At 69.8% G+C, this 24,004-nt stretch carries 27 protein-coding genes; 14 read left to right on the forward strand and 13 right to left on the reverse strand.

The features are described 5' to 3' along the window. Positions 1-87 precede the first annotated feature (87 nt). Positions 88-1,653 (forward strand): YibE/F family protein, encoded by a 1,566-nt coding sequence (locus B100_RS0120135; protein ID WP_024886226.1) that lies wholly within the window; start codon positions 88-90, stop codon positions 1,651-1,653. A gap of 84 nt (positions 1,654-1,737) precedes the next feature. On the opposite strand, the gene B100_RS0120140 is transcribed toward B100_RS0120135, so the two are convergent. The 4 genes from B100_RS0120140 to B100_RS0120155 form a co-directional block, all read right to left on the reverse strand. Further along, positions 1,738-2,172, reverse strand: coding sequence for an SsgA family sporulation/cell division regulator (locus tag B100_RS0120140; protein WP_024886227.1), 435 nt, complete (start codon positions 2,170-2,172; stop codon positions 1,738-1,740). Positions 2,173-2,270: 98 nt separating this feature from the next. Beyond that, positions 2,271-3,098, reverse strand: coding sequence for an IclR family transcriptional regulator (locus tag B100_RS0120145; protein ID WP_486585662.1), 828 nt, complete (start codon positions 3,096-3,098; stop codon positions 2,271-2,273). Between the two features lie 195 nt (positions 3,099-3,293). Then, positions 3,294-3,506, reverse strand: coding sequence for a DUF5326 family protein (locus tag B100_RS0120150; RefSeq protein WP_024886229.1), 213 nt, complete (start codon positions 3,504-3,506; stop codon positions 3,294-3,296). 149 nt (positions 3,507-3,655) lie between these two features. After that, positions 3,656-3,973 (reverse strand): cupin domain-containing protein, encoded by a 318-nt coding sequence (locus B100_RS0120155; protein WP_024886230.1) that lies wholly within the window; start codon positions 3,971-3,973, stop codon positions 3,656-3,658. 61 nt (positions 3,974-4,034) lie between these two features. Here B100_RS0120155 and B100_RS0120160 point away from each other — a divergent pair, with 61 nt between their 5' ends. The 6 genes from B100_RS0120160 to B100_RS0120185 all read left to right on the forward strand — a co-directional run bounded on the left by B100_RS0120160 (position 4,035) and on the right by B100_RS0120185 (position 8,719). Beyond that, positions 4,035-4,412 (forward strand): phage holin family protein, encoded by a 378-nt coding sequence (locus tag B100_RS0120160; RefSeq protein WP_024886231.1) that lies wholly within the window; start codon positions 4,035-4,037, stop codon positions 4,410-4,412. 5 nt (positions 4,413-4,417) lie between these two features. Beyond that, the gene (locus B100_RS0120165) at positions 4,418-4,909 is read left to right on the forward strand and encodes a low molecular weight protein-tyrosine-phosphatase (RefSeq protein ID WP_024886232.1); all 492 of its coding nucleotides are present in this window, start codon (positions 4,418-4,420) and stop codon (positions 4,907-4,909) included. Further along, positions 4,906-6,057: a cystathionine gamma-lyase gene (locus B100_RS34040; protein WP_037723123.1), complete on the forward strand. Its 1,152-nt coding sequence runs from the start codon at positions 4,906-4,908 to the stop codon at positions 6,055-6,057. The genes B100_RS0120165 and B100_RS34040 overlap by 4 nt, the downstream gene beginning before the upstream one ends. A gap of 229 nt (positions 6,058-6,286) precedes the next feature. Further along, the gene (locus tag B100_RS0120175; RefSeq protein WP_024886233.1) at positions 6,287-7,192 is read left to right on the forward strand and encodes a LysR family transcriptional regulator; all 906 of its coding nucleotides are present in this window, start codon (positions 6,287-6,289) and stop codon (positions 7,190-7,192) included. Positions 7,193-7,283: 91 nt separating this feature from the next. Then, positions 7,284-7,766: an NUDIX domain-containing protein gene (locus tag B100_RS0120180; protein WP_024886234.1), complete on the forward strand. Its 483-nt coding sequence runs from the start codon at positions 7,284-7,286 to the stop codon at positions 7,764-7,766. A gap of 89 nt (positions 7,767-7,855) precedes the next feature. Next, on the forward strand, positions 7,856-8,719 hold the full coding sequence (locus tag B100_RS0120185) for a GNAT family N-acetyltransferase (protein WP_024886235.1): 864 nt from the start codon (positions 7,856-7,858) through the stop codon (positions 8,717-8,719). Between the two features lie 72 nt (positions 8,720-8,791). On the opposite strand, the gene B100_RS0120190 is transcribed toward B100_RS0120185, so the two are convergent. After that, complete coding sequence (locus tag B100_RS0120190) at positions 8,792-9,211, reverse strand: heme-binding protein (RefSeq protein WP_024886236.1); 420 nt, start codon at positions 9,209-9,211, stop codon at positions 8,792-8,794. 134 nt (positions 9,212-9,345) lie between these two features. Then, a complete protein-coding gene (locus B100_RS0120195) occupies positions 9,346-10,554 on the reverse strand; it encodes an MFS transporter (RefSeq protein WP_024886237.1) in 1,209 nt (402 codons plus the stop codon). Between the two features lie 141 nt (positions 10,555-10,695). On the opposite strand from B100_RS0120195, the gene B100_RS0120200 reads away from it, so the two are divergent. Then, on the forward strand, positions 10,696-11,160 hold the full coding sequence (locus B100_RS0120200; RefSeq protein WP_024886238.1) for a MarR family transcriptional regulator: 465 nt from the start codon (positions 10,696-10,698) through the stop codon (positions 11,158-11,160). A gap of 2 nt (positions 11,161-11,162) precedes the next feature. Continuing rightward, entirely contained in the window at positions 11,163-11,615 is a 453-nt protein-coding gene (locus B100_RS0120205; RefSeq protein WP_024886239.1) for a GNAT family N-acetyltransferase, read from the forward strand. 66 nt (positions 11,616-11,681) lie between these two features. Here B100_RS0120205 and B100_RS0120210 read toward each other — a convergent pair whose 3' ends face one another. Next, positions 11,682-13,067, reverse strand: coding sequence for a serine hydrolase domain-containing protein (locus B100_RS0120210; protein WP_024886240.1), 1,386 nt, complete (start codon positions 13,065-13,067; stop codon positions 11,682-11,684). A 203-nt stretch (positions 13,068-13,270) separates the two neighbouring features. Here B100_RS0120210 and B100_RS36975 point away from each other — a divergent pair, with 203 nt between their 5' ends. After that, positions 13,271-14,131, forward strand: a complete 861-nt coding sequence (locus B100_RS36975) for a phosphotransferase (RefSeq protein ID WP_024886241.1) — start codon at positions 13,271-13,273, stop codon at positions 14,129-14,131. A gap of 37 nt (positions 14,132-14,168) precedes the next feature. Here the strand turns inward: B100_RS36975 and dnaB are convergent, their stop codons facing one another. Beyond that, positions 14,169-15,647, reverse strand: coding sequence for a replicative DNA helicase (gene dnaB, locus B100_RS0120220; RefSeq protein ID WP_024886242.1), 1,479 nt, complete (start codon positions 15,645-15,647; stop codon positions 14,169-14,171). 460 nt (positions 15,648-16,107) lie between these two features. Here dnaB and B100_RS0120225 point away from each other — a divergent pair, with 460 nt between their 5' ends. Beyond that, positions 16,108-17,445, forward strand: a complete 1,338-nt coding sequence (locus tag B100_RS0120225) for an MATE family efflux transporter (RefSeq protein ID WP_024886243.1) — start codon at positions 16,108-16,110, stop codon at positions 17,443-17,445. 105 nt (positions 17,446-17,550) lie between these two features. On the opposite strand, the gene rplI is transcribed toward B100_RS0120225, so the two are convergent. The 4 genes from rplI to rpsF form a co-directional block, all read right to left on the reverse strand. Then, positions 17,551-17,997 carry a 50S ribosomal protein L9 gene (rplI, locus tag B100_RS0120230; RefSeq protein ID WP_024886244.1) on the reverse strand — a complete coding sequence of 149 codons (447 nt, stop codon included), beginning with the start codon at positions 17,995-17,997 and terminating at the stop codon, positions 17,551-17,553. Between the two features lie 18 nt (positions 17,998-18,015). Beyond that, the gene (rpsR, locus tag B100_RS0120235; RefSeq protein WP_003949403.1) at positions 18,016-18,252 is read right to left on the reverse strand and encodes a 30S ribosomal protein S18; all 237 of its coding nucleotides are present in this window, start codon (positions 18,250-18,252) and stop codon (positions 18,016-18,018) included. Positions 18,253-18,294: 42 nt separating this feature from the next. Then, positions 18,295-18,888 carry a single-stranded DNA-binding protein gene (locus tag B100_RS0120240; protein ID WP_024886245.1) on the reverse strand — a complete coding sequence of 198 codons (594 nt, stop codon included), beginning with the start codon at positions 18,886-18,888 and terminating at the stop codon, positions 18,295-18,297. A gap of 77 nt (positions 18,889-18,965) precedes the next feature. Then, the gene (gene rpsF / locus B100_RS0120245; RefSeq protein ID WP_019324683.1) at positions 18,966-19,256 is read right to left on the reverse strand and encodes a 30S ribosomal protein S6; all 291 of its coding nucleotides are present in this window, start codon (positions 19,254-19,256) and stop codon (positions 18,966-18,968) included. A 314-nt stretch (positions 19,257-19,570) separates the two neighbouring features. Here rpsF and B100_RS0120250 point away from each other — a divergent pair, with 314 nt between their 5' ends. The 3 genes from B100_RS0120250 (at position 19,571) to B100_RS0120260 (ending at position 22,304) form a co-directional block, all read left to right on the forward strand. Beyond that, entirely contained in the window at positions 19,571-19,885 is a 315-nt protein-coding gene (locus tag B100_RS0120250; protein ID WP_024886246.1) for a hypothetical protein, read from the forward strand. A 165-nt stretch (positions 19,886-20,050) separates the two neighbouring features. Beyond that, on the forward strand, positions 20,051-21,172 hold the full coding sequence (gene femX / locus B100_RS0120255) for a peptidoglycan bridge formation glycyltransferase FemX (protein ID WP_024886247.1): 1,122 nt from the start codon (positions 20,051-20,053) through the stop codon (positions 21,170-21,172). Positions 21,173-21,272: 100 nt separating this feature from the next. After that, on the forward strand, positions 21,273-22,304 hold the full coding sequence (locus tag B100_RS0120260) for an alanine racemase (protein ID WP_024886248.1): 1,032 nt from the start codon (positions 21,273-21,275) through the stop codon (positions 22,302-22,304). 104 nt (positions 22,305-22,408) lie between these two features. Here B100_RS0120260 and B100_RS0120265 read toward each other — a convergent pair whose 3' ends face one another. After that, positions 22,409-23,917, reverse strand: a complete 1,509-nt coding sequence (locus tag B100_RS0120265) for a glycosyltransferase 87 family protein (RefSeq protein ID WP_051490024.1) — start codon at positions 23,915-23,917, stop codon at positions 22,409-22,411. Positions 23,918-24,004: the final 87 nt, after the last annotated feature.

Here is a 24,004-nt window from a genome sequence, read left to right on the forward strand (position 1 = left end):
CCCGCGTGTACAAAAGGTGCCTCCACGCTAGCGTCCTTTCTGGCGCGGTGAACAGAGGGCACCCTTCCTTCTTGCGATGATCGGGCGGTGACCTCGAACTCTCCGCCCCCGTATCCGCCGTCCGAGCCTCCGCACGGCGCCGACGCCCGCTCCGGGGACGTGCACGGGCACGGCCCGGGGCATATTGGCGCGCACGAACACACGGGTTCACACCGGCGCCTGGACACACACGGCCACTCGACGGGCCATGGTCATGAGGGCGCGCAGGGGCCTACGGCCGCGACCCGGACCGCCTCACACGGGCACGCGGTCGGCCACGGGCACAGTCATAGCCACGGACCGGCGGCGCCCGTCTCCCGGCATCTGCGCAAAGTCATCGCGGCGATCCTCATCCCCTTCGCCGGGGCCGTGCTGGTCGGGTTGGCCGTCCTATGGCCGGGCGGTGCCCCGGCCCACGAGCGCACCGGGGTGGGTTTCGACCGTCAGACCCACGAGGCCACGGTTACCGAGGTCGTCGCGGTGAACTGCGCGGCCGCCAATCCCTCGGCGGGCGTTCCGACCGGTGACACCTCCACGGCCGAGGGCTCCTCGGCCGCGCAGCAGGCGAAGGGCACCTGCAAGAAGGCGACGATCCGGGTCGACACCGGCAAGGACAAGGGTCGCACGTTCAACGAGCTCGTACAGCCGGACCAGTCCCGCCAGTTGAGTGAGGGCCAGGGAGTCGTGGTCGCCTACGAGCCCTCGGCGCCGGAGGACCTGCAGTACTCGGTCGCCGATGTGAACCGCCGCTTCCCGCTGGCGCTGCTGGCAGGCATCTTCGCGCTCGCCGTCGTGGCCGTGGGCCGGCTGCGGGGTGTGATGGCCCTGGTCGCACTGGCAGTCAGCTTCCTGGCGCTGAACTTCTTCATCCTGCCGGCCATCCTGGAGGGCTCGAACCCGCTGGTCGTGGCGGTGGTGGGGGCGAGCCTGATCATGCTGCTCGCCCTGTACCTCTGCCACGGGCTGTCCGCCCGCACCTCGGTGGCGGTGCTGGGCACCCTCGTCTCGCTGCTGCTGATCGGCGTTCTGGGGTCGGTGTTCATCGGCTGGTCGGCGCTGACCGGCAACACCGACGACAACACGGGTCTGATCCACGGCCTCTACCCGGGCATCGACATGAGCGGTCTGCTGCTCGCGGGCGTCATCATCGGATCCCTCGGTGTCCTCGACGACGTGACCGTCACCCAGACGTCCGCGGTCTGGGAGCTGCACGAGGCCAACCCGGCGATGGGTCGCCGCGCGCTGTACCGCGCGGGCATCCGCATCGGCCGCGACCACATCGCCTCCGTGGTCAACACGCTAGTCCTCGCGTACGCGGGCGCCGCGCTGCCGCTGCTGCTGCTGTTCTCGGTCGCCCAGAGCAGCATGGGGACGGTCGCCAACAGCGAACTGGTCGCGGAGGAGATCGTGCGGACCCTGATCGGCTCGATCGGCCTGGTCGCCTCGGTGCCCGTCACCACGGCCCTGGCCGCGCTGGTCGTCTCAGCCGACCGCCCGGCGGATCGTGCCCCGGTCCCCGGGCAGGCCGGGAGCCACGAGCAGCCGGTGGGACACGCGCCGGAGCCCAGACCGGCCGCGGCGCGCGGCGGACGCGGCCGGCGCCGCAAACGCTGACGTACGGTCCCGCTCGCGGGCGGAGGGCCCGGGCCGGGGCGCGCTGAAGCGTTACGCCACCGACCCACCCGGTCGGCGCAACGTTCAGCCGGCGCTCTGCTCCGCGAGGATCCGGTCAAGCGCGTCGTCGAGGTGCGCGTCGAAGTCGGCAAGTGCCCCCTCCTGCCCCAGCGGCACCAGTTTGTCGGTGCGGTCGAGGAAGGCCACGAGCGGTGCGGTCGAGGAGCGGAACAGCGCCTGGTCGCTGCCGACCTGGAGCCGGATCAGCACCTCGCCCAGGGTGTCGGGGTCGACCGGCGCGACCCGCACATCGCCCTCGCCGCAGGGCCTGCCCACGCCGTCGACCAGCAGTTCCCGCCCGAACGCCCACGTCACGGGAGCGTCGCCGGGCAGATGGAAGGTCAGCCGCACCGCGTAGGGATCGACGGTGTCATAACGCAGCTCCACCGGAATGCGGAAGGAAAGCTCTTCCGACACGAGAAAGCTCATCATGACCTCTGCCTGTACGGATTCGCGCATCGCCTACCCCGTCATTCGCCGCGGACTGGCCGGGCATGGACCCTGACACCAAAGGGAATCTTGCTGAACGTACACAGCAGATCACAAGGAGTGAGTTTTCAGATACTGATAGACAGCGCGAGCGACCCGAGCAGACGGCGCATCTCGGAGCGCAACTGCTGGACCGCGGGAGTGAGCCGGTCGGCCTGGTGCACGGGCAGGGAGATGGCCACGGACGCCGCCATGGTGCCGATCGTGAGGGGGATCGCCGCGCACACGGTCCCCAGCGCGTACTCCTGACGCTCGGTCACCAGATCGGTGCCCTGGGACCGTTCCAGACGCCGGAGCAGGCTGTGGGAGTCGCGCACGGTGTACGGGGTGACCGGCCGCACGGGGTAGCGGTCGAGGTGGTCACGCCGGGCCCCCTCGTCGAGCTGCGCCAGCAGACACTGGCCGAGGGCGTGGGCATGGCCGGTCTCGCGGAAGTCGGCCCACTCCACGACTGCGGGATTGCCGGGGGTGTCGGCGACGCCGACCACACCGATCTCACCGTCGCGGTACACTGCGTAGTACACGGGGACGCCCACCACGTCCCGCCAGCGGGCGAGGGTGTCGGTGACCGTGCTGCGACGTTTCTGCTGTGCTCCGCTGCTGCTTAGCCGCTCGGCCGCCTCCCCCAGGAAGAACAGCCCCCGGTCGCGGCGCAGATAGCCCTCGTGCACCAGGGTGCGCAGCAGGTGGTAGGTCGTGGGGAGCGCCAGCCCGGTCTCCCGGGCGAGCTGTTTGGCCGGTGCCCCGTGCTCGTGCCCGGCGACGGTCTCCAGCAGGCGCATGGCCCGCTGGACCGAACCGATGAGGGTCGCGCCGGGGGACGCGGGAGGCGCCGGCGATCGGGGCTGCGCGGGGACCGCGGTCCTCTGTGCGGAGGCGGTGCCAGTCGTGGCCAAGGGTCACTCCCGAAACGCGAGGGGGCAGCCCGTGCGGGGAACACGGGTGGTGGGGTCGCCGCTCGCGGGGACCGGCCCCGCGTCGAGTTCCGGACTCTAACGGCCCGTCATCGCACGCAGGAGGCCCTGCGCGGAAACTTCCCCCACCCGAGGGAACCGGCGCTTCCCGTTACCGCCTCGCCGGTTCCCGCCGGATCACCAGTCGCCGCGCGACGAAGAGCTCGTCGTGAACTTCCGCACGACGTAGATCAGTCCGCCGATCAGGGCGACGAACACCAGCGCCTTGAAGAGCAGGCCGATCACGAAGCCGACCACGCTCGCTATCAGTCCGCCGAACACCACCAGGGCGATGACCGGCACCGCGATCCACTTCACCCACCACGGCAGTCCCGTGAAGATCTCTCGCATCGCCCTCGTCCTTACCTCTCCGCCCGCCACGCGCCGGGTCGTGTCGATGATGTCCTGCACTCGATGCTAGGGCGGACACGGGCCCGGCGGGGGCCCCGGATCCCTTGTCCTCCCCTGACCCGTCCCCTAGGGAACCCGGAGACCGCGCCTCAGCTCTCCGGTGGAGAGAAGACCACCAGGACCCGCAGGTCCTCGCTGATGTGATGGAACTTGTGCGGCACCCCGGCGGGCACGTACACGACGCTGCCACGCGCCACCTGCGTGGTCTCCGTGCCCACGGTGATCGCGGCACGGCCGCTGGCCACGAAGTACACCTCGTCCTGACCGTGCGGCTGCTGCGGGTCCTGGGCGCCGGCGTCCAGGGCGTAGAGGCCGACCGACATGTTCCGTTCGCGCAGGAACTGGAGGTACGCCCCGTCGTTCGCGACGCGTTCCGCTTCCAGTTCGTCCAGCCGGAATTCCTTCATCTCCTGGTCCCGCCCCTGCCCTCACTGCCCGATCCGGATGCTGTCTGCCACGATCAGACACATGAAGAATTTCCTAGTCAAGACGATCGCCAACGCGGGAGCCCTCGCCGTCGCGGTCTGGCTGCTCGACAAGATCACCCTGACCGGGGACAGCACAGGCAAGGAGATAGGCACCCTGCTTCTGGTCGCGCTGATCTTCGGCGTGGTGAACTTCCTGGTCAAGCCGGTGGTCAAGCTACTGAGCCTGCCCCTGCTCATCCTGACCCTGGGCCTGTTCACCCTGGTGGTGAACGCCCTGATGCTGCTGCTCACCTCATGGCTGGCCGACCAGCTCGACCTGAGCTTCCACGTGGAGGGCTTCTGGACGGCCGTCCTGGGCGGTCTCATCATCTCCGTGGTCTCCTGGGCACTGAACGTCGTCCTGCCCGACGGGGACTGAACACCATGACCTACCGCGTCTGCTTCGTCTGCACCGGCAACATCTGCCGCTCACCGATGGCCGAGTCCGTCTTCCGCGCGCGAGTCACCGAGGCCGGGCTCGACGCCCGGGTCGAGGTCGACAGCGCCGGTACCGGCGGCTGGCACGAGGGCGAGGGCGCGGACCCCCGCACCGTCGCCGTGCTGCGGGACAACGGCTACGAGGCCGGACACACTGCCCGGCAGTTCGACTCCTCGTGGTTCGCCCGCCTCGACCTCGTGGTCGCCCTGGACGCCGGTCACCTCAGGGCACTGCGCCGTCTCGCCCCGACGGAGCGGGACGCGGCCAAGGTGCGGCTGCTGCGGTCGTACGACCCCGGGGCCGGCGACGACCTCGACGTGCCGGACCCCTACTACGGGGACCGGGAGGGTTTCGAGCGGTGTCTTGAGATGGTGGAGGCGGCGAGTGACGGACTGCTCGCCGCAGTACGCGAACACGTGGAAGGACGGGCGGCATGAGCGACACGACGAGGGGCACGACCGGCGGTCCGGGTGACGGCACCCGTGCGGTGCGCGCCGGGCTGCCCGAGCCGGTCAAGCACGAGCCGACCCTTCCCGGTCCGGTGTTCGCCGCCCACTTCCACCTCCCCGGCGACCCCACCGGCCCGTACACCTACGGCCGGGACGAGAACCCGACGTGGACCCTGCTGGAACGGGCCATCGGCGAGCTGGAGGCCCCCGGGCAGGACGATGTCGAGGCGCTGGTGTTCGCCTCCGGCATGGCCGCCATCTCCGCTGTGCTCTTCTCCCAGCTGAGCGCCGGGGACGCGGTCGTCCTGCCGGACGACGGCTACCAGGCGCTGCCGCTGGCGCGCGCCCAGCTGGAGGCGTACGGCATCGAGGTACGCACCGCGCCGACCGGCGGCGACGCGCAGCTGGAGGTCCTCGACGGCGCGAAGCTGCTGTGGATCGAGACGCCCTCGAACCCCGGCCTCGACGTGTGCGACGTGCGGCGGCTCGCCGACGCGGCCCACGCGCAGGGGGCTCTCGTGGCTGTCGACAACACCCTGGCGACGCCGCTCGGCCAGCGCCCGCTGGAGCTCGGCGCGGACTTCGCGGTGGCCAGCGGCACCAAGCAGCTGACCGGCCACGGCGACGTGCTCCTCGGGTACGTCGCCGGCCGCGATGCCGAGGCGATGGCCGCGGTACGGCGGTGGCGCAAGATCGTCGGCGCCATCCCGGGCCCTATGGAGGCATGGCTCGCGCACCGCTCGATCGCCACGCTGCAACTGCGCGTCGACCGGCAGAACGCCACCGCGCTGACGCTCGCCGAGGCACTGCGGGAGCGGCCGGAGGTCACGGGGCTGCGCTACCCGGGGCTGCCCGACGACCCGTCGCACAAGATCGCGTCCCAGCAGATGCGCCGCTACGGATGCGTGGTGTCCTTCACGCTGCCCTCACGCGCGCGGGCAGACCGTTTTCTCGACGCCCTGCGGCTCGTGGACGATGCGACGAGCTTCGGCGGTGTGCGGTCCACGGCGGAGCGGCGCGGCCGCTGGGGCGGGGACGCGGTGCCGGAGGGCTTCGTGCGCTTCTCCGTGGGCGCCGAGGACCCGGAGGACCTGGTGGCTGACGTGCTGCGGGCGCTGGACGAGACCGCCGGCTGACGCATTCCGCCCCTCGGATGTCGGACATCCGGCACCGGACTGCGGACGGTCCGAGCCTCCCCCCTCGTGGCTCGGACCGTCCTCGGTTCTGCGCGCGAAGAACCGCGCGACCAAGGCTAGTTGACTCAGTGTCAGTGTCCAATCACAGTAGCGACAGCGACCTATCGACATATTTATAGTTGGCCCCGTCCGATCTGCGGCGGGGGCCGACGAGGGAGGGGTACGTGCCGTGGATCTGGCTCTGCTGCGGACCTTCGTGACCGTGCACCGGGCCGGTTCCTTCACGCGCGCGGCCGCCCTGCTGGGCCTTTCCCAGCCGGCCGTCACCTCGCAGATCAGAACGCTGGAGCGGCAGGTCGGCCGCCCGCTGTTCCTGCGCCAGGCGCGCGGTGTGACGCCGACGACGATCGGCGACGAACTCGCCCACAAGGCGGCACCGCATCTGGACGCCCTGGTGGAGATAGCCGAGTCCGGGCTCGAGGAGGACTCCTCCTTACGCTCCCTGCATCTCGCCGGTCCCCCCGAGTTCACCGCGGAGCGGGCGCTGCCCGCGCTCACGGAGCTGACCGGTGAGGACGGCCAAGGCTTCGCCCTGCGCGCCTCCTTCGGCACCGCCGAGGAGGTGCTCGAAGGGCTCGCCGCCGGGCACCATGATCTGGCCATCAGCACCGCCCGGCCGCGCGGCGCCCTGCTCTCGGCCACCGCGCTCTGCGACGAGGAGCATGTCCTGGTCGCCGCGCCTCGCTGGGCCGAGCACATCGCACCCGGCACGCTCCGCCGGTCCGATCCGTCCGTCCTGGAACGGATCCCGGTCGTGGAGGTGCACGAGTCGCTCCCCTTCGTCGTCCGCTACTGGGCCTCCGTGTTCGACTCCCGCCCGGTCAGTCCGGGCACGGTCGTCGTCCCGGACCTGCGAGCGGTGCTGGCCTGCGCCGCGGTGGGCGCTGGTCTCGCGGTGCTGCCCCGCTATCTCTGCGCGGGCGCCCTGGAACGCGGTGAGGTGGTCGCCCTGCACGAACCCGCGGTGCCGCCGCTGCGCACCTATTTCCTGGCCGTCCGTACCGGCACGCTGGCGATGCCGCACATCGCTCGGGCCCACGAGTGGCTGGAGCGGGCAGCCGCCCGCTGGTGCTGACCGGCTCCCGGAAAGCCCGTCCTCGCGACATCCGGACCGAGGGTAGGTCGCGCGATGTTTCACGTGGAACCAGCCGGGCCACATTTCCCCCATGACCGTCCGACCCGTGGTCAAGCGCACCGCCCGAGCCGTTCTGCTGGACGGCGAGCATCTGATCTTGATCAAGCGCACCAAACCCGGCGTGGACCCCTACTGGGTCACCCCCGGCGGAGGGGTCGAGCCGGAGGACCCGACCGTGGTCCACGCCCTGCACCGAGAGGTGTACGAGGAGCTCGGCGCCAAGATCGCCGACGTGGTCCCATGCTTCGTGGACACCGTGGAACACATCGGCGAGGACGCCGACACCACCGGGGTGAAGGTGCAGCACTTCTTCGTGTGCCGCCTGGAATCCATGGACCCGTCCCTTCGGCACGGTCCGGAGGTCGAGGAACCCGCCGGTGAGTACGAGATCGTCCGGGTGCCGTTCACCCGGGTCGGCATCGCCTCGGTCCATCTCGTACCGCTGTCCCTGCGGCACTACCTGGACGGCAACATCGAGGGCGTCCGCGCCCTGCACGCCTCCGACCTGGGCTGATCCCCCTCCTGGACGGTATGGCCAAAAGCTCGTACGCATCTGCGGAAACAGGTGGACGCCGAAGGCCCCGGTCGGACAGCCTGACCTGCGTGCCGACACCTTCTCTCGACTCCCTGCCCATCCGTCGTCTGACGCTCCGCGATCTCACCGCCTGCGCCGACCTGTCCGAGGACCGGGGGTGGCCCCGGGAGGAGCACAAGTGGGGTCTCCTCCTCGCGGCTGCGAAGGGCTACGGCATCGACGCTCCCGACGGTGGTCTGGCGGCCGCCTGCGTCGTCACCGCGTACGGGCCACGCGAACAGCCCTCCCTTGCGGCCATCGGCATGGTCCTCGTCGCGGAGCGGCACTCCCGTCAGGGCATTGGACGCCGGCTGATGCGTCACGTCGTCGCGGAGGCGGGCACCACCCCCCTCACCCTGTACGCCACGCCCCTCGGCCGCCCTCTCTACGAGGAGCTCGGGTTCAAAGTCACCGGGCAGGCCGAGATGCTGCGCGGCCGCTTCGTTCCCGGGGGCCGGACGGACGTCCGGACCCGCACCGCCACCGCGGACGACCTGCCGGGGATCCTGCGGCTCGACGAGGAGGTCTTCGGGGCGGACCGGACGCACATCGTGACCCGTCTGCCCGCCTTCGCGGACCAGCTGCGCGTGGCCGAGGACGACGGACGGCTGATCGGGTACGCGGCTGCCTGGCCCAACATGGACACCCATGTCGTGGGTCCGCTCATCGCCCGGGACACCGCGACGGCCCAGGCACTCATCGCCTCCCTTGCCGCACACACCAACCGGCCCCTGCGCACCGACATCGACGTGCGCCACGAGCAGCTGCTGGGCTGGGCGAAGGACCACGGGCTGTCGACGGTCGCGCTCAACGCGGTCATGACCTACGGGATCACGGAGCTGCCGGGGGACTGGAGCAGGCTGTTCGCCCCGGTGACGGTCGCGGCGGGCTGACGGTCCGCGGACAGTGCGACGCCGGTCCCGGAAGCCGGGACCGGCGTCGCCGTGCTGTGCCGTGGCGTGCCGTCAGGCGAGGGCCTGCACCGCGGTGGTGGCGATGCCGTGGTCCTGCTCCGGGGAGCCGCCGCCGACCCCGATGGAGCCGATCAGCCGGCCGTCACGCCGCACGGGCACGCCCCCGGCGATGAACAGCAGGGGCCGGTCCAGCGCGGTGGGCAGGGTGTGGAAGAGGCCACCGGGCTGTACGGCGTCCACCAGGTCGGCGGTGGGCGCGTCCAGCTGCAGTGCGGTGTAGGCCTTGCGGGTGCTGGTCTCGCCCGAGATCAGCACGGCCCGGTCGTCCCGGCGGAACGCGAGCAGGTGCCCGCCGGCGTCGAGGACGGTGACGCTGACGGTGATGCCGGCCGCTCCGGCGGCCTTGACCGCGCCGGTGACGAGGGCTTCGGCGTCGGCGGTGGTGAGCGGGGCGACTGCGGTGGTGCTCATGAGGTGGTTCTCCTAGCGGTACGAGGGATGTCCGTCGTCACGGAGGTGCCGTGACGGACGAGCGGATCGGTGGGTGCGGAGACGGCTCTGGTGGTGCGGGGACGGCCCTGGCACCCACCCGGAGGTGCCGTGGTTCAGTGCGTGGAGACGCTCGGGTGGTCGGCAGGCGACGTGCCGGCGGCCGGCGTGCCGGCAGCGGTGTCGCGGCGTTCGAGGACGGCCGAGAGGACGGCGAGCGCCAGGGCGGCCGCGGCGAGGACGGCGCCGACCCAGTTGGGGGCGGTGTAGCCGAGCCCGGCCGCGATCACGAGCCCTCCCAGCCAGGCGGACAGCGCGTTGCCGAGGTTGAAGGCGCCGATGTTGACGGCGGACGCCAGGGTGGGGGCGCCGTGCGCGTGGTCCAGGACCCGCTTCTGCAGCGGCGGGACGGTGGCGAAGCCGAGCGCGCCGACCAGGGCGATGGTGACGGCGGCGGCGACCTTGTTGTGGGCGGTCACGGTGAAGAGCGCCAGGACGACAGCGAGGGCCCCGAGGGACACGTACAGCATTGGCATCAGGGCGCGGTCGGCGTACCTGCCGCCGACGAGGTTGCCGCCGACCATGCCGAGGCCGAACAGGACGAGCAGCCAGGTGACGGAGCCGTCGGCGAAGCCCGCGACATGCGTCATCATCGGCGCGATGTAGGTGATGGCCGCGAAGACGCCGCCGAAGCCGAGCACGGTCATCGCCATGGCCAGCAGGACCTGCACGTTCTTCAGGGCGGCCAGCTCGTGGCGCAGCCGCACGCCCTCGACCTTGGGCATGTCGGGGACGAGCTTGGCGACACCGGCCAGGCCGATCACACCGAGGGCGGCAACGAGACCGAAGGTGACGCGCCAGCCGACGGACTGGCCGACGAAGGTGCCCAGCGGGACGCCGACCACGTTGGCGACGGTGAGACCGGTGAACATCATGGCGATGGCGCCGGCCCGCTTGTGAGGGGCGACCAGGTCGGCGGCCACCACGGAGCCGATGCCGAAGAAGGCGCCGTGGGCCAGTGAGGAGACCACCCGTCCGGCCAGCATGAGGCCGAAGGTGGGGGCCAGCGCCGAGAGCAGGTTCCCGATGACGAACAGGCCCATCAGCAGCATCAGCATGCGCTTGCGGGAGATCTTGGTGCCGAGCACGGTCATCAGGGGAGCGCCGAACATGACGCCCAGGGCGTAGCCGGTCACCAGATAACCGGCGGTGGGGATCGAGACACCGAAGTCGCCCGCGACCTCGGGCAGCAAGCCCATGATCACGAACTCCGTGGTGCCGATCCCGAAGGCCCCGATCGCGAGGGCCAGAAGCGCGAGAGGCATGAGGGGACAGACCTTCCAGAGATTGCAGGAGCGCTTAGCAGGCTTCGACAATAATTGCAGACGCGGGATATTTGCAAGCGCGGGATATTGCGCCTGTGCTCTACCCTGGTGACAGAAGCTCGTGGACGGAGGAATCGCCCCATGACAGCCACGGATCCCGCGCTCACCGCCCTCTCCCAGGGCTGGTGCGCTCTCTCGCTGCTGCACGGGAGGATCGAGGCCCACATCGAGCGCGCACTCCAAGCCCGGCACGACCTGAGCGTGCGGGAGTACTCGCTGCTCGACGTACTGAGCCGGCAGCACGCCGGTGAGGGAGGCCACCTGCAGATGAAGCAGGTCGCCGATGCGGTCGTGCTCAGCCAGAGCGCCACCACCCGCCTGGTCACCCGGCTCGAGGACCGCGGCCTGCTGGAGCGCTACCTCTGCCCCACCGACCGGCGCGGCATCTACACCGACGTCACCGAAGCGGGTCTCACACTCCTCGAAGAGGCACGGCCCACCAACGACACCGCCTTGCGTGAGGCCCTCGACAAGGCCGCGAAGAACCCCGAGCTGGCCCCCCTGGTCCGTGCCGTGGAGACGCTGAAGGCTCCGGTGCCCGCATAGCCATGGATGACCTTGAGATACGGACCGCGACCGCCGACGACATCCCCGCGATCGTCGCCATGCTGGCGGACGATCCGCTGGGCGCGCAGCGCGAGTCACCGGACGACCTCTCGCCGTACCTGACCGCGATGGAACGGCTGCGAGCCGACCCCCACCAGCATCTGGTCGTCGCGGTGCGGGAGGGCCGGGTCGTCGGGACACTTCAGCTCACGATCGTTCCGGGACTGTCCCGGCGCGGTTCCACCAGGTCGATCATCGAAGCGGTCCGTATCCACGCGGACGAGCGGGGTGGGGGCCTGGGCAGCAAGCTGATCGAGTGGGCGATCGACACCTCCCGCCGCGAAGGCTGCCAGCTTGTCCAGCTGACCTCCGACAGCACCCGCACCGACGCACACCGTTTCTACGAGCGGCTCGGCTTCACGGCGTCCCACGTGGGCTTCAAGCTGCCCCTGTGAGCGAAGGGCCATGTTTCACGTGAAACACGGCTCCTTGCCCGTGTTCATCCGAGTTGTCCGTCCGGCCTATCCGATGCCCTGCCAACCTTCAGGGTGCACGCCGCCGGGCACCGGAACGCCTTCCTCGTACGGCTGCCGGGTGAAGACGAACGACCCCAGGTCAAGATGGCTCACCGTCCCGTCCGCCCGCCGTACGGGCCTCAGGCGCTCCCCGGCGTAGTAGCCCTCGAGCCCCATCCAGGCCCCCTCTCCGTCCGGGCGGAACCGGGAGCGCCTCCCCTTCCCGGAGAGCGGCTCCAGTGCGAGCAGCCCGTCGGCCGACAGCCTCAACCCGAAGGGGTACGTCCCCCAGTACCACTGCCCCACCAGTTCGAGCGGGGCCGGATCGGCCTCCCCCAGCGGTTGCCAAGGAGCGGGGAAGCGCGGTTCCGCCTCGGCGACGATCCGAACCAGGTCCGCGGCGACCGTGAACGGTGCCGGGCCGGAGGTGCAGTTGGCGAGGACGACTGCGCTCACGTCGTCCGCGAGCCCCATCGTCAGGCAGGCCAGGAACCCGGGGAGCGATCCGGTGTGCCCGACGAGTGCCCTGCCGTGCTGATGACGCAGCTCCAGACCCAGGCAGTACGCGTAGCCGTCGGCCACGTCCGCCGCCTCGGCCGGTGCCGCCGGTGTCCTCGTCTCCCGCACGGATTCGGGTCTCAGCACCCGCTCATCCCCCGCGGCCAGGAAGGCGGCGAAGCGCGCCAGGTCGCCCGTGGTGGACCACAGCTGCCCGGCGGGAGCCATTACTCCCAGGTCCTCCAGCGGCTCCGGCTGCATCACGTCCGCCCAGGGGTGCACCGCCCAGCCACCCGCGTGCGGCGCCTCGGGCCGCACAGTCGTGCGGTGCAGACCCAACGGCTCGAGCACCTCCCACCGCAGGACGTCCTCCCACGGCGCACCACGCAACTGCGCGACCAGTGCGCCCAGCAACGCGTATCCGGGGTTCGAGTAGTGGAAGCGCCGGCCTACGGGGTGCACCAGGGGACGGTCCCCCAGAACGTCCGCGAGTTCGGGGCGCAGCGATCCGGGGGTTCGCTCCCACCAGGGACCGGGCGTCTCGGCGGCCAGCCCGGCACGGTGCGCCAGCAGGTCGGCGACGCTGACCTCACCCACACCCGTACCCGGCAGATGCTTCTCCAGGGGGTCGGCGAGGTCGAGCAGTCCCTCGTCCCGTAGCCGGAGCACCAGGACGGCGGTGAAGGTCTTGGTTATCGAGCCGATCCGGTACTGGACGTTGCCGTCCGGCACTTCTCCCTCCACCGAGGACCGGGCCCCGCTCCACACGGTTTTCCCGCCCCGCACCACCGCCGCGACGAGGGACGGCGCCCGCCCTTCACTCTGCGCGAGGGCGATCCGGTGCAGCAGGGCCCGCCGGGTACCGGGCAGCAGTTCTTCCTCAGGTGACGTCATGCCACCAGTTCAACAGGAACCGAGGCCACGTGCGGCTCCCCACACAGTCAGCGAACAGGGACGTCCGAACAGCGCCCCGAGGAGCGGGTACTTTGCGATGCTTGTCGCCGGATCCGGGCTCCGCACGATGGCCCGGGAAGACGCCCAGGGCATCGCCGTGGTCCCCGACGAGTGGGCGCACTCAGAGGATGAAGGAGAACGAATTGGAGCCGTCAGAACTCCGCCGAGCGGTGACGGCAGGACGGGCAACCGTTTCGGAGCTGGGCCTACAGGTCGACGATGCCGTCGTCATCCACAACTCGGACCGCATCGCACTGCGCCTGACGCCCTGCGATGTTCTCGTCCGGGTCGCACCCCAGGGACATCTGGCGGACTCCGCGTTCGAAGTGGAGGTCGCCCGCCGCCTCGCCGACGTCGACGCACCGGTGGCCGAACTCGATCCTCGGGTCGAGTCCCGGGTGTATGTCCGCGACGCCTTCGCCGTCTCGCTCTGGACCTACTACGCGCCGGTGGGACCGGAGATCGCGCCGGCCGCCTATGCGGACGTGCTCGAGCGGCACCATGCCGCGCTGCGCCAGGTCGATCTGGACGCGCCGCACTTCACCGATCGAGTGGCCGCGGCGCTGAGAGAGGTGACCGACCGGGAACGGTCCCCCGAGCTGTCCGACTCCGACCGGAGCTTCCTCAGCGACACACTCGGTGGACTCGGTTCCACGATCAGCGGCGACAAGGCCGGCGACCAGCTTCTGCACGGCGAGGCGCATCCGGGCAACCTTCTCAGCACGAGGCGGGGACCTCTCCTCGTGGACCTCGCCACATGCTGCCGTGGACCGGTCGAGTGGGACCTCGCCCATGCCCCCGAGGAAGTCGGAGAGCACTACACGGGGGCCGACCACGCCCTGATCGCGCGGTGCCGCGCCCTGAACTGGGCACTGTTCTCGGCCTGGCGCTGGCGCCAGGCCGACCAGATGCCCGACCGAGCCCACTGGAGGGTGGAGGGCCTCCACCGCATCCGTACCGCGCTCGATCGCTGCGGGGACCGAACCGAGGGAAAGGGCTTCTGAGACCTGGTCCGCAACGACGTGGGCGGAAGAGGACCGCTCAGGTCTGCGCCATGTCGACGAAGCGGGAGTAGTGGCCCTGGAAGGCGACCGTGATGGTCGCCGTCGGGCCGTTTCGGTGCTTGGCCACGATCAGGTCGGCCTCGCCCGCGCGCGGGGACTCCTTCTCGTAGGCGTCCTCGCGGTGCAGCAGGATGACCATGTCGGCGTCCTGCTCGATGGATCCCGACTCGCGCAGGTCGGAGACCATCGGCTTCTTGTCGGTGCGCTGTTCGGGACCACGGTTCAGCTGGGACAGCGCGATGACCGGGATCTCCAGCTCCTTGGCGAGCAGCTTGAGGTTACGGGACATGTCCGAGACCTCCTGCTGCCGGCTCTCGGCCCGCTTGGAGCCGCCGGACTGCATCAGCTGGAGGTAGTCGATGACGACCAGCTTCAGGTCGTTGCGCTGCTTGAGGCGCCGGCACTTGGCGCGGATCTCCATCATCGACAGGTTGGGCGAGTCGTCGATGTAGAGCGGTGCCGCGGAGACGTCGGGCATCCGGCGGGCCAGACGGGTCCAGTCCTCGTCGGTCATCGTGCCGGACCGCATGTGGTGCAGGGCGACACGGGCCTCCGCGGACAGCAGACGCATCGCGATCTCGTTGCGGCCCATTTCGAGGGAGAAGATGACGCTGGGCAGGTTGTTCTTGATGGACGCGGCCCGCGCGAAGTCCAGGGCCAGCGTCGATTTGCCCATCGCGGGACGCGCGGCGATGACGATCATCTGACCGGGATGCAGACCGTTGGTGAGCGAGTCGAAGTCGGTGAAGCCGGTGGGCACGCCCGTCATCTCGCCGCTGCGCGACCCGATCGCCTCGATCTCGTCGAGGGCGCCCTCCATGATGTCGCCGAGCGGCAGGTAGTCCTCGCTGGTGCGCTGTTCGGTGACGGCGTAGATCTCCGCCTGCGCGCGGTTGACGATCTCGTCGACGTCGTCGTCGGCCGCGTATCCCATCTGCGTGATGCGCGTGCCCGCCTCGACAAGGCGCCGCAGGACCGCGCGCTCGTGCACGATCTCCGCGTAGTAGGCGGCATTGGCCGCCGTGGGCACCGTTTGCACCAGGGTGTGGAGGTACGACGCCCCGCCGACCTTGTTGATCTCGCCGCGCTTGGTCAGCTCCGCGGCGATCGTGATCGGGTCGGCCGGCTCGCCCTTGGCGTAGATGTCGAGGATGGCCGTGTAGACGGTCTCGTGGGCCGGCTTGTAGAAGTCGTGCCCCTTGAGGATCTCCACGACGTCGGCGATGGCGTCCTTGGACAGCAGCATGCCGCCCAGCACCGACTGCTCGGCCTCCAGATCCTGGGGCGGTACCCTCTCGAACGCGGAGCCCCCGCCGTCCCAGACCCCTCGGTCCGGACCGCGATCGTGCTGCTCGTCCCGGCCCCGGCCAGGGTCACCCGTGCGACGGGAGGCGGGCAGACGATCACTGGGACCGCTGTCGGCCCACGGGTCGTCCAAGGGCTCGGAAATGCTCACCGAGCCACCTCCTCCCGTCCGCCGGAGCGGATCTCGCCGTGCACCTCAGTTCTACGACACGGCACTGACAAATAAGGGGCCCAACTCCGCTGGTCACGCGCCGGATTTGTGGCTTTTTCGAAACCGGTGGTCGGAGCAGGCGCCGGACCACCGTAGGCCCGTCGGCACCGTCAGCCAATCTGGTTATCCACAGGCCATGTGGACGACTGGCCCAATGCTGTGGAGAACTCTGCGAAACCTGTGCACGAGCCGGTGGACAGCCCTGTGAACAAGCCCGCGATTGCCGCACGAGAAACGTTCTGACCAGCCCTTTTGCCATCCACCGGCTGTGCAGACAAAAAACTTCCCCACGGGGATCAAGATCCGTTCATGAGGTGTACGCAAGCCCACACCCTGAGCCACGAGGTAAGGGTCATCGTTGCTTTGCATCGCTTACCTGTGGATGATTAGATTGGTGCACATGACACAGGCCCCCGCGCGCCCCAAAGCCGCCCGCCGACAGCACGACCGAGAGATCGTCCTGCTGGCCGTGCCGGCCTTCGGCGCACTCGTCGCCGAGCCGCTGTTCGTGATGGCCGACAGCGCCATCGTCGGCCACCTCGGCACGGCACAGCTCGCCGGACTCGGTGTCGCGTCGGCCCTCCTGGTGACCGCCGTGAGCGTCTTCGTCTTTCTGGCCTACGCCACTACGGCCGCCGTCGCCCGGCGGGTGGGCGCCGGTGACCTTCCGTCCGCCATCCGTCAGGGCATGGACGGCATCTGGCTCGCCCTGCTGCTCGGCGCCGTCGTCATGGCCGCCGTCCTCCCCACGGCGCCGGCCCTCGTGGACCTGTTCGGCGCCTCCGAAACCGCGGCCCCGTACGCCACCACATATCTGCGCATCTCGGCGCTCGGCATCCCGGCCATGCTGATCGTGCTCGCGGCGACCGGTGTGCTCCGCGGACTGCAGAACACCCGGACCCCCCTGTACGTGGCCGTCGCCGGCTTCGTCGCCAACGGTGTCCTCAACGTGGTCCTGGTCTACGGCGCCGGCCTCGGGATCGCCGGCTCGGCCTGGGGCACCGTCATCGCCCAGTGGGGCATGGCCGCCGTGTATCTGACCGTGGTCCTGCGTGGGGCGCGCCGGCACGGCGCCTCACTGCGTCCGGACGCCGCCGGCATCAGGGCCTCGGCCCAGGCGGGCGCTCCCCTCCTGGTGCGGACCCTCTCACTGCGGGCGATCCTGCTGATCGCGACGGCCGTCGCCGCACGCCTCGGCGACACCGACATCGCGGCCCACCAAATCATCCTGTCCCTGTGGAGCCTGCTGGCGTTCGCTCTCGACGCCATCGCCATCGCCGGACAGGCCATCATCGGGCGCTACCTGGGAGCCGGTGACGCCCAGGGCGCACGGGACGTCTGCCGTCGCATGGTCGAATGGGGAGTGGCGGTCGGCGTCGTCCTGGGTGCTCTGGTCGTGCTGGCCCGGCCTCTGTTCCTGCCGTTGTTCACCAGCGATGCCCTGGTGAAGGACGCCGCCCTGCCCGCCCTGGTGATCGTGGCGGTCACCCAGCCCATCTGCGGCATCGTCTTCGTCCTGGACGGCGTCCTGATGGGCGCCGGAGACGGGCGGTACCTGGCCTGGGCGATGCTGGTGACCCTCGCCGTGTTCACCCCCGCCGCCCTGCTGGTCCCCGTCCTCGGCGGCGGACTCACAGCATTGTGGGTCACGATGACGCTCATGATGACCGTGCGCATGCTGACCCTGTGGCTGCGTTCCCGCTCCGGCCGCTGGGTCGTCACCGGCGCCGCACGCTGACGTTTCACGTGAAACTCCGCTCCGGCATCACAGCACGCCCATGACATGGGGGCCGCATCCGAATGGATGCGGCCCCCATGCTCACTGCTTCAGCGAGCGCTGCACTCAGGCAGCGACGACCTCAAGGTTGACCTTGGCGGCAACCTCGGGGTGCAGACGCACCGACGTCTCGTGGGCGCCCAGCGTCTTGATCGGCGAGCCGAGCTCGATGCGGCGCTTGTCGACCTCAGGACCACCGGCGGCCTTGATCGCCGAGGCGATGTCGGCCGGGGTGACGGAACCGAAGAGACGACCGGCGTCGCCGGAGCGAACGGCCAGGCGGACCTTGACGCCCTCGAGCTGGGCCTTCACCTGGTTGGCCTGCTCGATGGTCTGGATCTCGTGGATCTTGCGAGCACGACGGATCTGCTCGACGTCCTTCTCGCCACCCTTGGTCCAGCGGATCGCGAGCTTCCGCGGAACCAGGTAGTTGCGAGCGTAACCGTCCTTGACGTCGACGACGTCGCCCGCGGCACCGAGACCGGTGACCTCGTGGGTGAGGATGATCTTCATGAGTCGGTCACCCTTCCCTTATCGCGCGGTGGACGTGTAGGGCAGCAGCGCCATCTCACGGCTGTTCTTGACGGCCGTGGCGACGTCACGCTGGTGCTGCGTGCAGTTGCCGGTCACGCGGCGGGCACGGATCTTGCCGCGGTCGGAAATGAACTTCCGCAGCATGTTCGTGTCCTTGTAGTCCACGTACGTGACCTTGTCCTTGCAGAATGCGCAGACCTTCTTCTTAGGCTTGCGCACAGGCGGCTTCGCCATGGTGTTTCTCCTGTGTGATCAAGAAGTGTGGGTACGGCCCCCCTAGAAGGGGGGCTCGTCCGAGTAGCCGCCGCCGCTGCCGCCGGAGCCACCGCCCCAGCCGCCGCCACCGCCCTGCTGGCCGCCGGCGGGAGCACCACCGGTCGCCCACGGGTCGTCGGCGGGCGCGCCGCCGCCCTGCTGGCCGCCACCGGGGCCGCCGCCCCAGCCGCCGCCACCCTGGCCGCCGCCGCCACCGCTACCGCCGCCGTAACCACCCTGGCCACCGCGGCCGGTGGTCTTGGTGACCTTGGCCGTGGCGTTGCGCAGGCTGGCGCCGACTTCCTCGACGTCCAGCTCGTAGACCGTGCGCTTGACGCCCTCACGGTCCTCGTAGGACCGCTGCTTCAGCCGGCCCTGCACGATGACGCGCATGCCTCGCTGGAGCGACTCGGCGACGTTCTCCGCCGCCTGACGCCAGACGGAGCAGGTCAGGAACAGGCTCTCGCCGTCCTTCCACTCGTTCGTCTGACGGTCGAAGGTGCGGGGGGTCGACGCGACACGGAACTTCGCGACGGCCGCACCGGACGGGGTGAAGCGCAGCTCGGGGTCGTCGACAAGATTGCCGACGACCGTGATGACGGTCTCGCCTGCCATGGGGGAACCTCTCGGCGGGTTTGCTGCTGGCTGCTTGTGCTGCTACTCGGATCCCGGGATCAGCTGAGCGGAGAGGCTCAGTGGGTCTCGGGACGGAGGACCTTGGTCCGGAGGACCGACTCGTTCAGGTTCATCTGGCGGTCGAGCTCCTTGACGACCGCAGGCTCGGCCTGCAGGTCGATGACCGAGTAGATGCCCTCGGGCTTCTTCTTGATCTCGTACGAGAGACGACGACGGCCCCAGGTGTCGACCTTCTCGACCTTTCCGCCGCCGTCACGGACGACAGAGAGGAAGTTCTCGATCAGCGGGGAGACAGAGCGCTCCTCGAGATCGGGGTCGAGGATGACCATCACCTCGTAGTGACGCATGTGGAACCCACCTCCTTTGGACTCAGCGGCCACGGTCGTTCCGTGGCAGGAGGGTCGTGATGCGTTGCGCAACGATGTCTGTCAGTAGAACAGCCGCCACTGACAATCGAGCCGGGCGGCGGTCACCGGGCCGGACGGGACGGGCCGTGACCCGGTCCTGCTCCTGCCTGGCTCTGTCCGGACAGACACCGGTGCAGACGGTACAGAGTACCCGCACAGCGGCTTCCGGTTGAAATCCGGCCGTGGGGGCCGTCAATCTGTACACATCGGGTGTGTACGGCGCTACGATGCGCCGCCCATCGCAGGAGGTGCCCATGGCACAGGCATTGCGACCCAACACCGCAGGCGGACTCTTCGCCACGGACGGAAAGCCCCACCCCCTCCAGGACACGCTGCTCGCGGTGACCCTGGTGCTGGGACTCACGTCCTTCATCACGGCGCAGTTCCACCACCTGCACCTGCTCAGTTCCTGGACCGGCCTGGTGGGCATCCTCACCGGCGCGTACGGCCAGTGGATCTCGGTGACCACGCGCGAGCGCTTCGGGCTCATCGTGGGCCTCGGGGCCGCGGGCGTCGGCTTCTTCCTGGGCATGGCGCACGGCGGCCTCTTCGGTGGACTCGTGGACTGACACCGGCACCGCCCGAATCGCACATCGTCGAACGCCCCGGCCGAGGCCCGGCCGGGGCGAAGGTCCCGTGCGCCCAACCGGGCCGCACCCGCGGCGCAGTAGGCTTCGCGCGAGAGCCGGAGCCCCTGAACCCATGGGGACACACCAGCCCGAGGAGCGCCCCGAATGAGCCTGACCCTGAGGACCATCAGTCGCGAGCAGCATCTGGCGTACATCCAGAGCCTGCCGTCGGCGAGCCACATGCAGGTCCCGGCCTGGGCAGACGTCAAGGCGGAATGGCGCTCGGAGAACCTCGGCTGGTTCGACGACCGCACCGGTGAGATGGTCGGTGCCGGTCTGGTCCTCTACCGTCAGCTGCCCAAGATCAAGCGCTACCTCGCCTACCTGCCCGAGGGCCCGGTCATCAACTGGTTCTCGCCGAATCTGCAGGAGTGGATCGAGCCGATGCTCGCCCACCTGAAGCAGCAGGGCGCCTTCTCCGTGAAGATGGGCCCGCCGGTGATCATCCGGCGGTGGGAGGCCGCCACCATCAAGCGCGGCATCCAGGACCAGGACGTCAAGCGCCTGCGTGACCTGGAGGCCGACTTCATCGAGCCCCGCGCCTTCGAGGTCGCGGACAAGTTGCGCCGCATGGGCTGGCAGCAGGGTGAGGACGGCGGCGCCGGCTTCGGTGACGTCCAGCCGCGCTACGTCTACCAGGTACCGCTGGCCAACCGCTCGCTGGAAGAGGTCCACAAGAACTTCAACCAGCTGTGGCGCCGCAACATCAAGAAGGCGGAGAAGGCCGGCGTCGAGGTCGTCCAGGGCGGTTACGAGGACCTGGCCGAGTGGCAGCGGCTGTACGAGATCACGGCCGTGCGCGACCACTTCAGGCCGCGCCCGCTGTCGTACTTCCAGCGCATGTGGACGGCCCTCAACTCCGAGGACCCCAACCGCATGCGGCTGTACTTCGCCCGGCACAACGGCGTGAACCTGTCCGCGGCGACGATGCTGATCGTCGGCGGGCACGTCTGGTACTCCTACGGGGCCTCCGACAACATCGGCCGGGAGGTCCGCCCCTCGAACGCGATGCAGTGGCGGATGCTGCGCGACGCCTACGCGCTCGGCGCCACCGTGTACGACCTGCGCGGCATCTCCGACTCGCTGGACGAGACGGACCACCTCTTCGGTCTGATCCAGTTCAAGGTCGGCACCGGCGGCCAGGCGGCCGAGTACCTCGGCGAGTGGGACTTCCCGCTGAACAAGCTGCTCCACAAGGCGCTCGACATCTACATGTCGCGCCGCTGACCCGCGCTTCCGCGCGGTCTTCGTCTTCGTAGCCCGACGGCTTCGTCGCCTCCCATACCTTTGATACACCGCAGCCACGAGAAAGGTTCCAGGTCCGGCCATGGCGCTCACGCTCTACGTCGACACCGCGCGCTGGCGGGCGCATCACAAGCACGTGCAGGAGCAGTTTCCGGGGCTGGTCCCCGTCTGCAAGGGCAACGGCTACGGCTTCGGCCACGAGCGGCTCGCCGAGGAGGCCACTCGGATGGGCTCGGACGTCCTGGCCGTCGGCACGACGTACGAGGCCGCCCGGATCAAGGACTGGTTCGGCGGTGACCTGCTGGTGCTGACGCCGTACCGCCGCGGCGAGGAGCCGGTGCCGCTGCCCGACCGGGTGATCCGCTCGGTGTCGTCGGTGGACGGCGTGTACGGCCTGGTCGGTGCGCGCGTCGTCATCGAGGTCATGTCCTCGATGAAGCGGCACGGCATCAGCGAGCAGGACCTGCCCCAGCTGCACGCCGCGATAGAGAACGTCCGGCTGGAGGGCTTCGCCATCCACCTCCCGCTGGACCGCACCGACGGCTCCGACGCCGTCGAGGAGGTCATCGGCTGGATGGACCGCCTGCGGGCGGCCCGCCTGCCGCTGCACACGATGTTCGTGAGCCACTTGAAGGCCGACGAGCTCGCGCGTCTCCAGCAGCAGTTCCCGCAGACCCGCTTCCGCGCCCGGATCGGCACCCGGCTCTGGCTGGGGGACCACGAGGCCACCGAGTACCGGGGCGCGGTGCTGGACGTCACGCGCGTCACCAAGGGGGACCGGTTCGGTTACCGCCAGCAGAAAGCCGCCTCCGACGGCTACCTGGTGGTCGTGGCAGGAGGAACGTCCCACGGGGTGGGTCTGGAGGCCCCCAAGGCCCTGCACGGCGTCATGCCGCGTGCCAAGGGCGTGGCCCGCGCGGGCCTCGCGACGGTCAACCGGAACCTGTCGCCGTTCGTGTGGGGCGGCAAGCAGCGCTGGTTCGCCGAACCGCCGCACATGCAGGTGTCCATCCTGTTCGTGCCGGCCGACGCGCCTGAGCCCAGGGTCGGCGAGGAGCTGGTGGCCCACCTGCGGCACACCACCACGCAGTTCGACCGGCTCGTCGACCGCTGACGACACACACGAAGGGCCGTGCACTCAGTTCGGTGCGCGGCCCTTCGTGCGTTCCGGTGGGGGGTGCCGGCCGGCGGGGGAGTGCCCGCGCGGAGGAGGTTCGCTCAGAGCGAACCTCCTGTGGCTCCCGTCCGGCCCCAGTCGACCTGAGGGCCCTCGAAGTGCGCCGCGTGCCCGGCCGGACGGGCCGCGGGGCCGAGCACGAACACGTCCTCGGTGCCGTCCAGCACGCCGCCGGAGGGGTCGTCGTCGCCTGAGCTGCGCACCGGGTCGCGCTCCGGCATCAGGATGTCGCGGACGACCATGACGCACAGGTAGAGCGTCCCCAGCAGGTGCACGCCGACGGCCCAGTGGTAGCCGTCGGTGGGCAGGCCCTTGTGGGCGTCCCCACTGGTCGTGTACGCGAGGTACATCCAGATGCCCAGGAAGTACGCCACCTCGCAGGCCTGCCAGATCAGGAAGTCCCGCCACTTGGGCCGGGCGAGCGCCGCCAGCGGCACGAGCCACAGCACGTACTGCGGCGAGTAGACCTTGTTGGTGAGGATGAACGCGGCGACGATCAGGAAGGCGAGCTGGGCGAAGCGCGGCCGGCGCGGAGCCATGAGCGCCAGAGCGGCCACTCCCGCACAGCACAACAGCATCAGCAGCGTCGCGAACGTGTTGACCGTCTCCGTGCTGAGCGGATCGTCGGAGTTCTGCGCCAGGATCAGCCAGAACGACCCGAAGTCGACCCCGCGCTCCTGGCTGAATGTGTAGAACTTCGACCAGCCCTCGAAGGCGAACAGCATCACCGGAACGTTCACGACGAGCCAGGCGACGGCGGCCCCGGCGAGCGCCGTGCCGAAGTGCCGCCAGCGGCCCGCGCGCCAGCACAGCATGAGCAGGGGACCGAGCAGCAGCACGGGATACAGCTTGGCGGCCGTGGCGAGGCCCAGCAGGACCCCGAAGGCGAGGGAGCGGCCCCGCGACCACATCAGCATCGCGGCGGCCGTCAGAGCGACCGCCAGCAGGTCCCAGTTGATGGTGGCCGTCAGCGCGAAGGCCGGGGCCAGGGCGACGAGCAGGCCGTCCCAGGGCCGCCGGGCGTGCGTCCGCGTCACGCACACGGCGATGACGGCCGCGCAGGCCATCAGCATTCCGGCGTTGACCATCCAGTACCACTGCTCCTGGTCCTGGATGCTGCCGCTGCCGGGAGTGAGCCAGGAGGCGACCTCCATGAACACACCCGTCAGCACCGGGTACTCGAGGTACTTCATGTCCCCGGGGAGCTGGTCGAAGTACGGCACCAGTCCATCGGCGAAGCCACGCCCCTGGTAGAGGTGGGGGATGTCCGAGTAGCAGGCGTGCGTGTACTGCGAACTGGCACCGAAGAACCACGCTCCGTTGTAGCAGGGCGCCTTCTGCACCAGCCCCAGGGCGAACATGCCGATCGCCACCAGCGCGATCACCCGCACCGGGGTCCACCAGGACTTGCCGAGCAGGGCGCGGCGCCCGATCGGTCCCCCGATCAGCTCGCTGCCGGACGCCGCGACCCGGTCTTCCTCCGTCGGCCTCACCGGGTCCGCTTCGTAGGCGCTCGCTTGCGTCGTTTTTCCACTGGGCATGCCGCACATCCTGCCGTACCGGTCCGGTGATACGCCGAGGGCCGGCGTACCCCGTCGGGAGTACGCCGGCCCATGTTTCACGTGAAACACCCAAGT

Source organism: Streptomyces sp. CNH189, assembly GCF_000527195.1.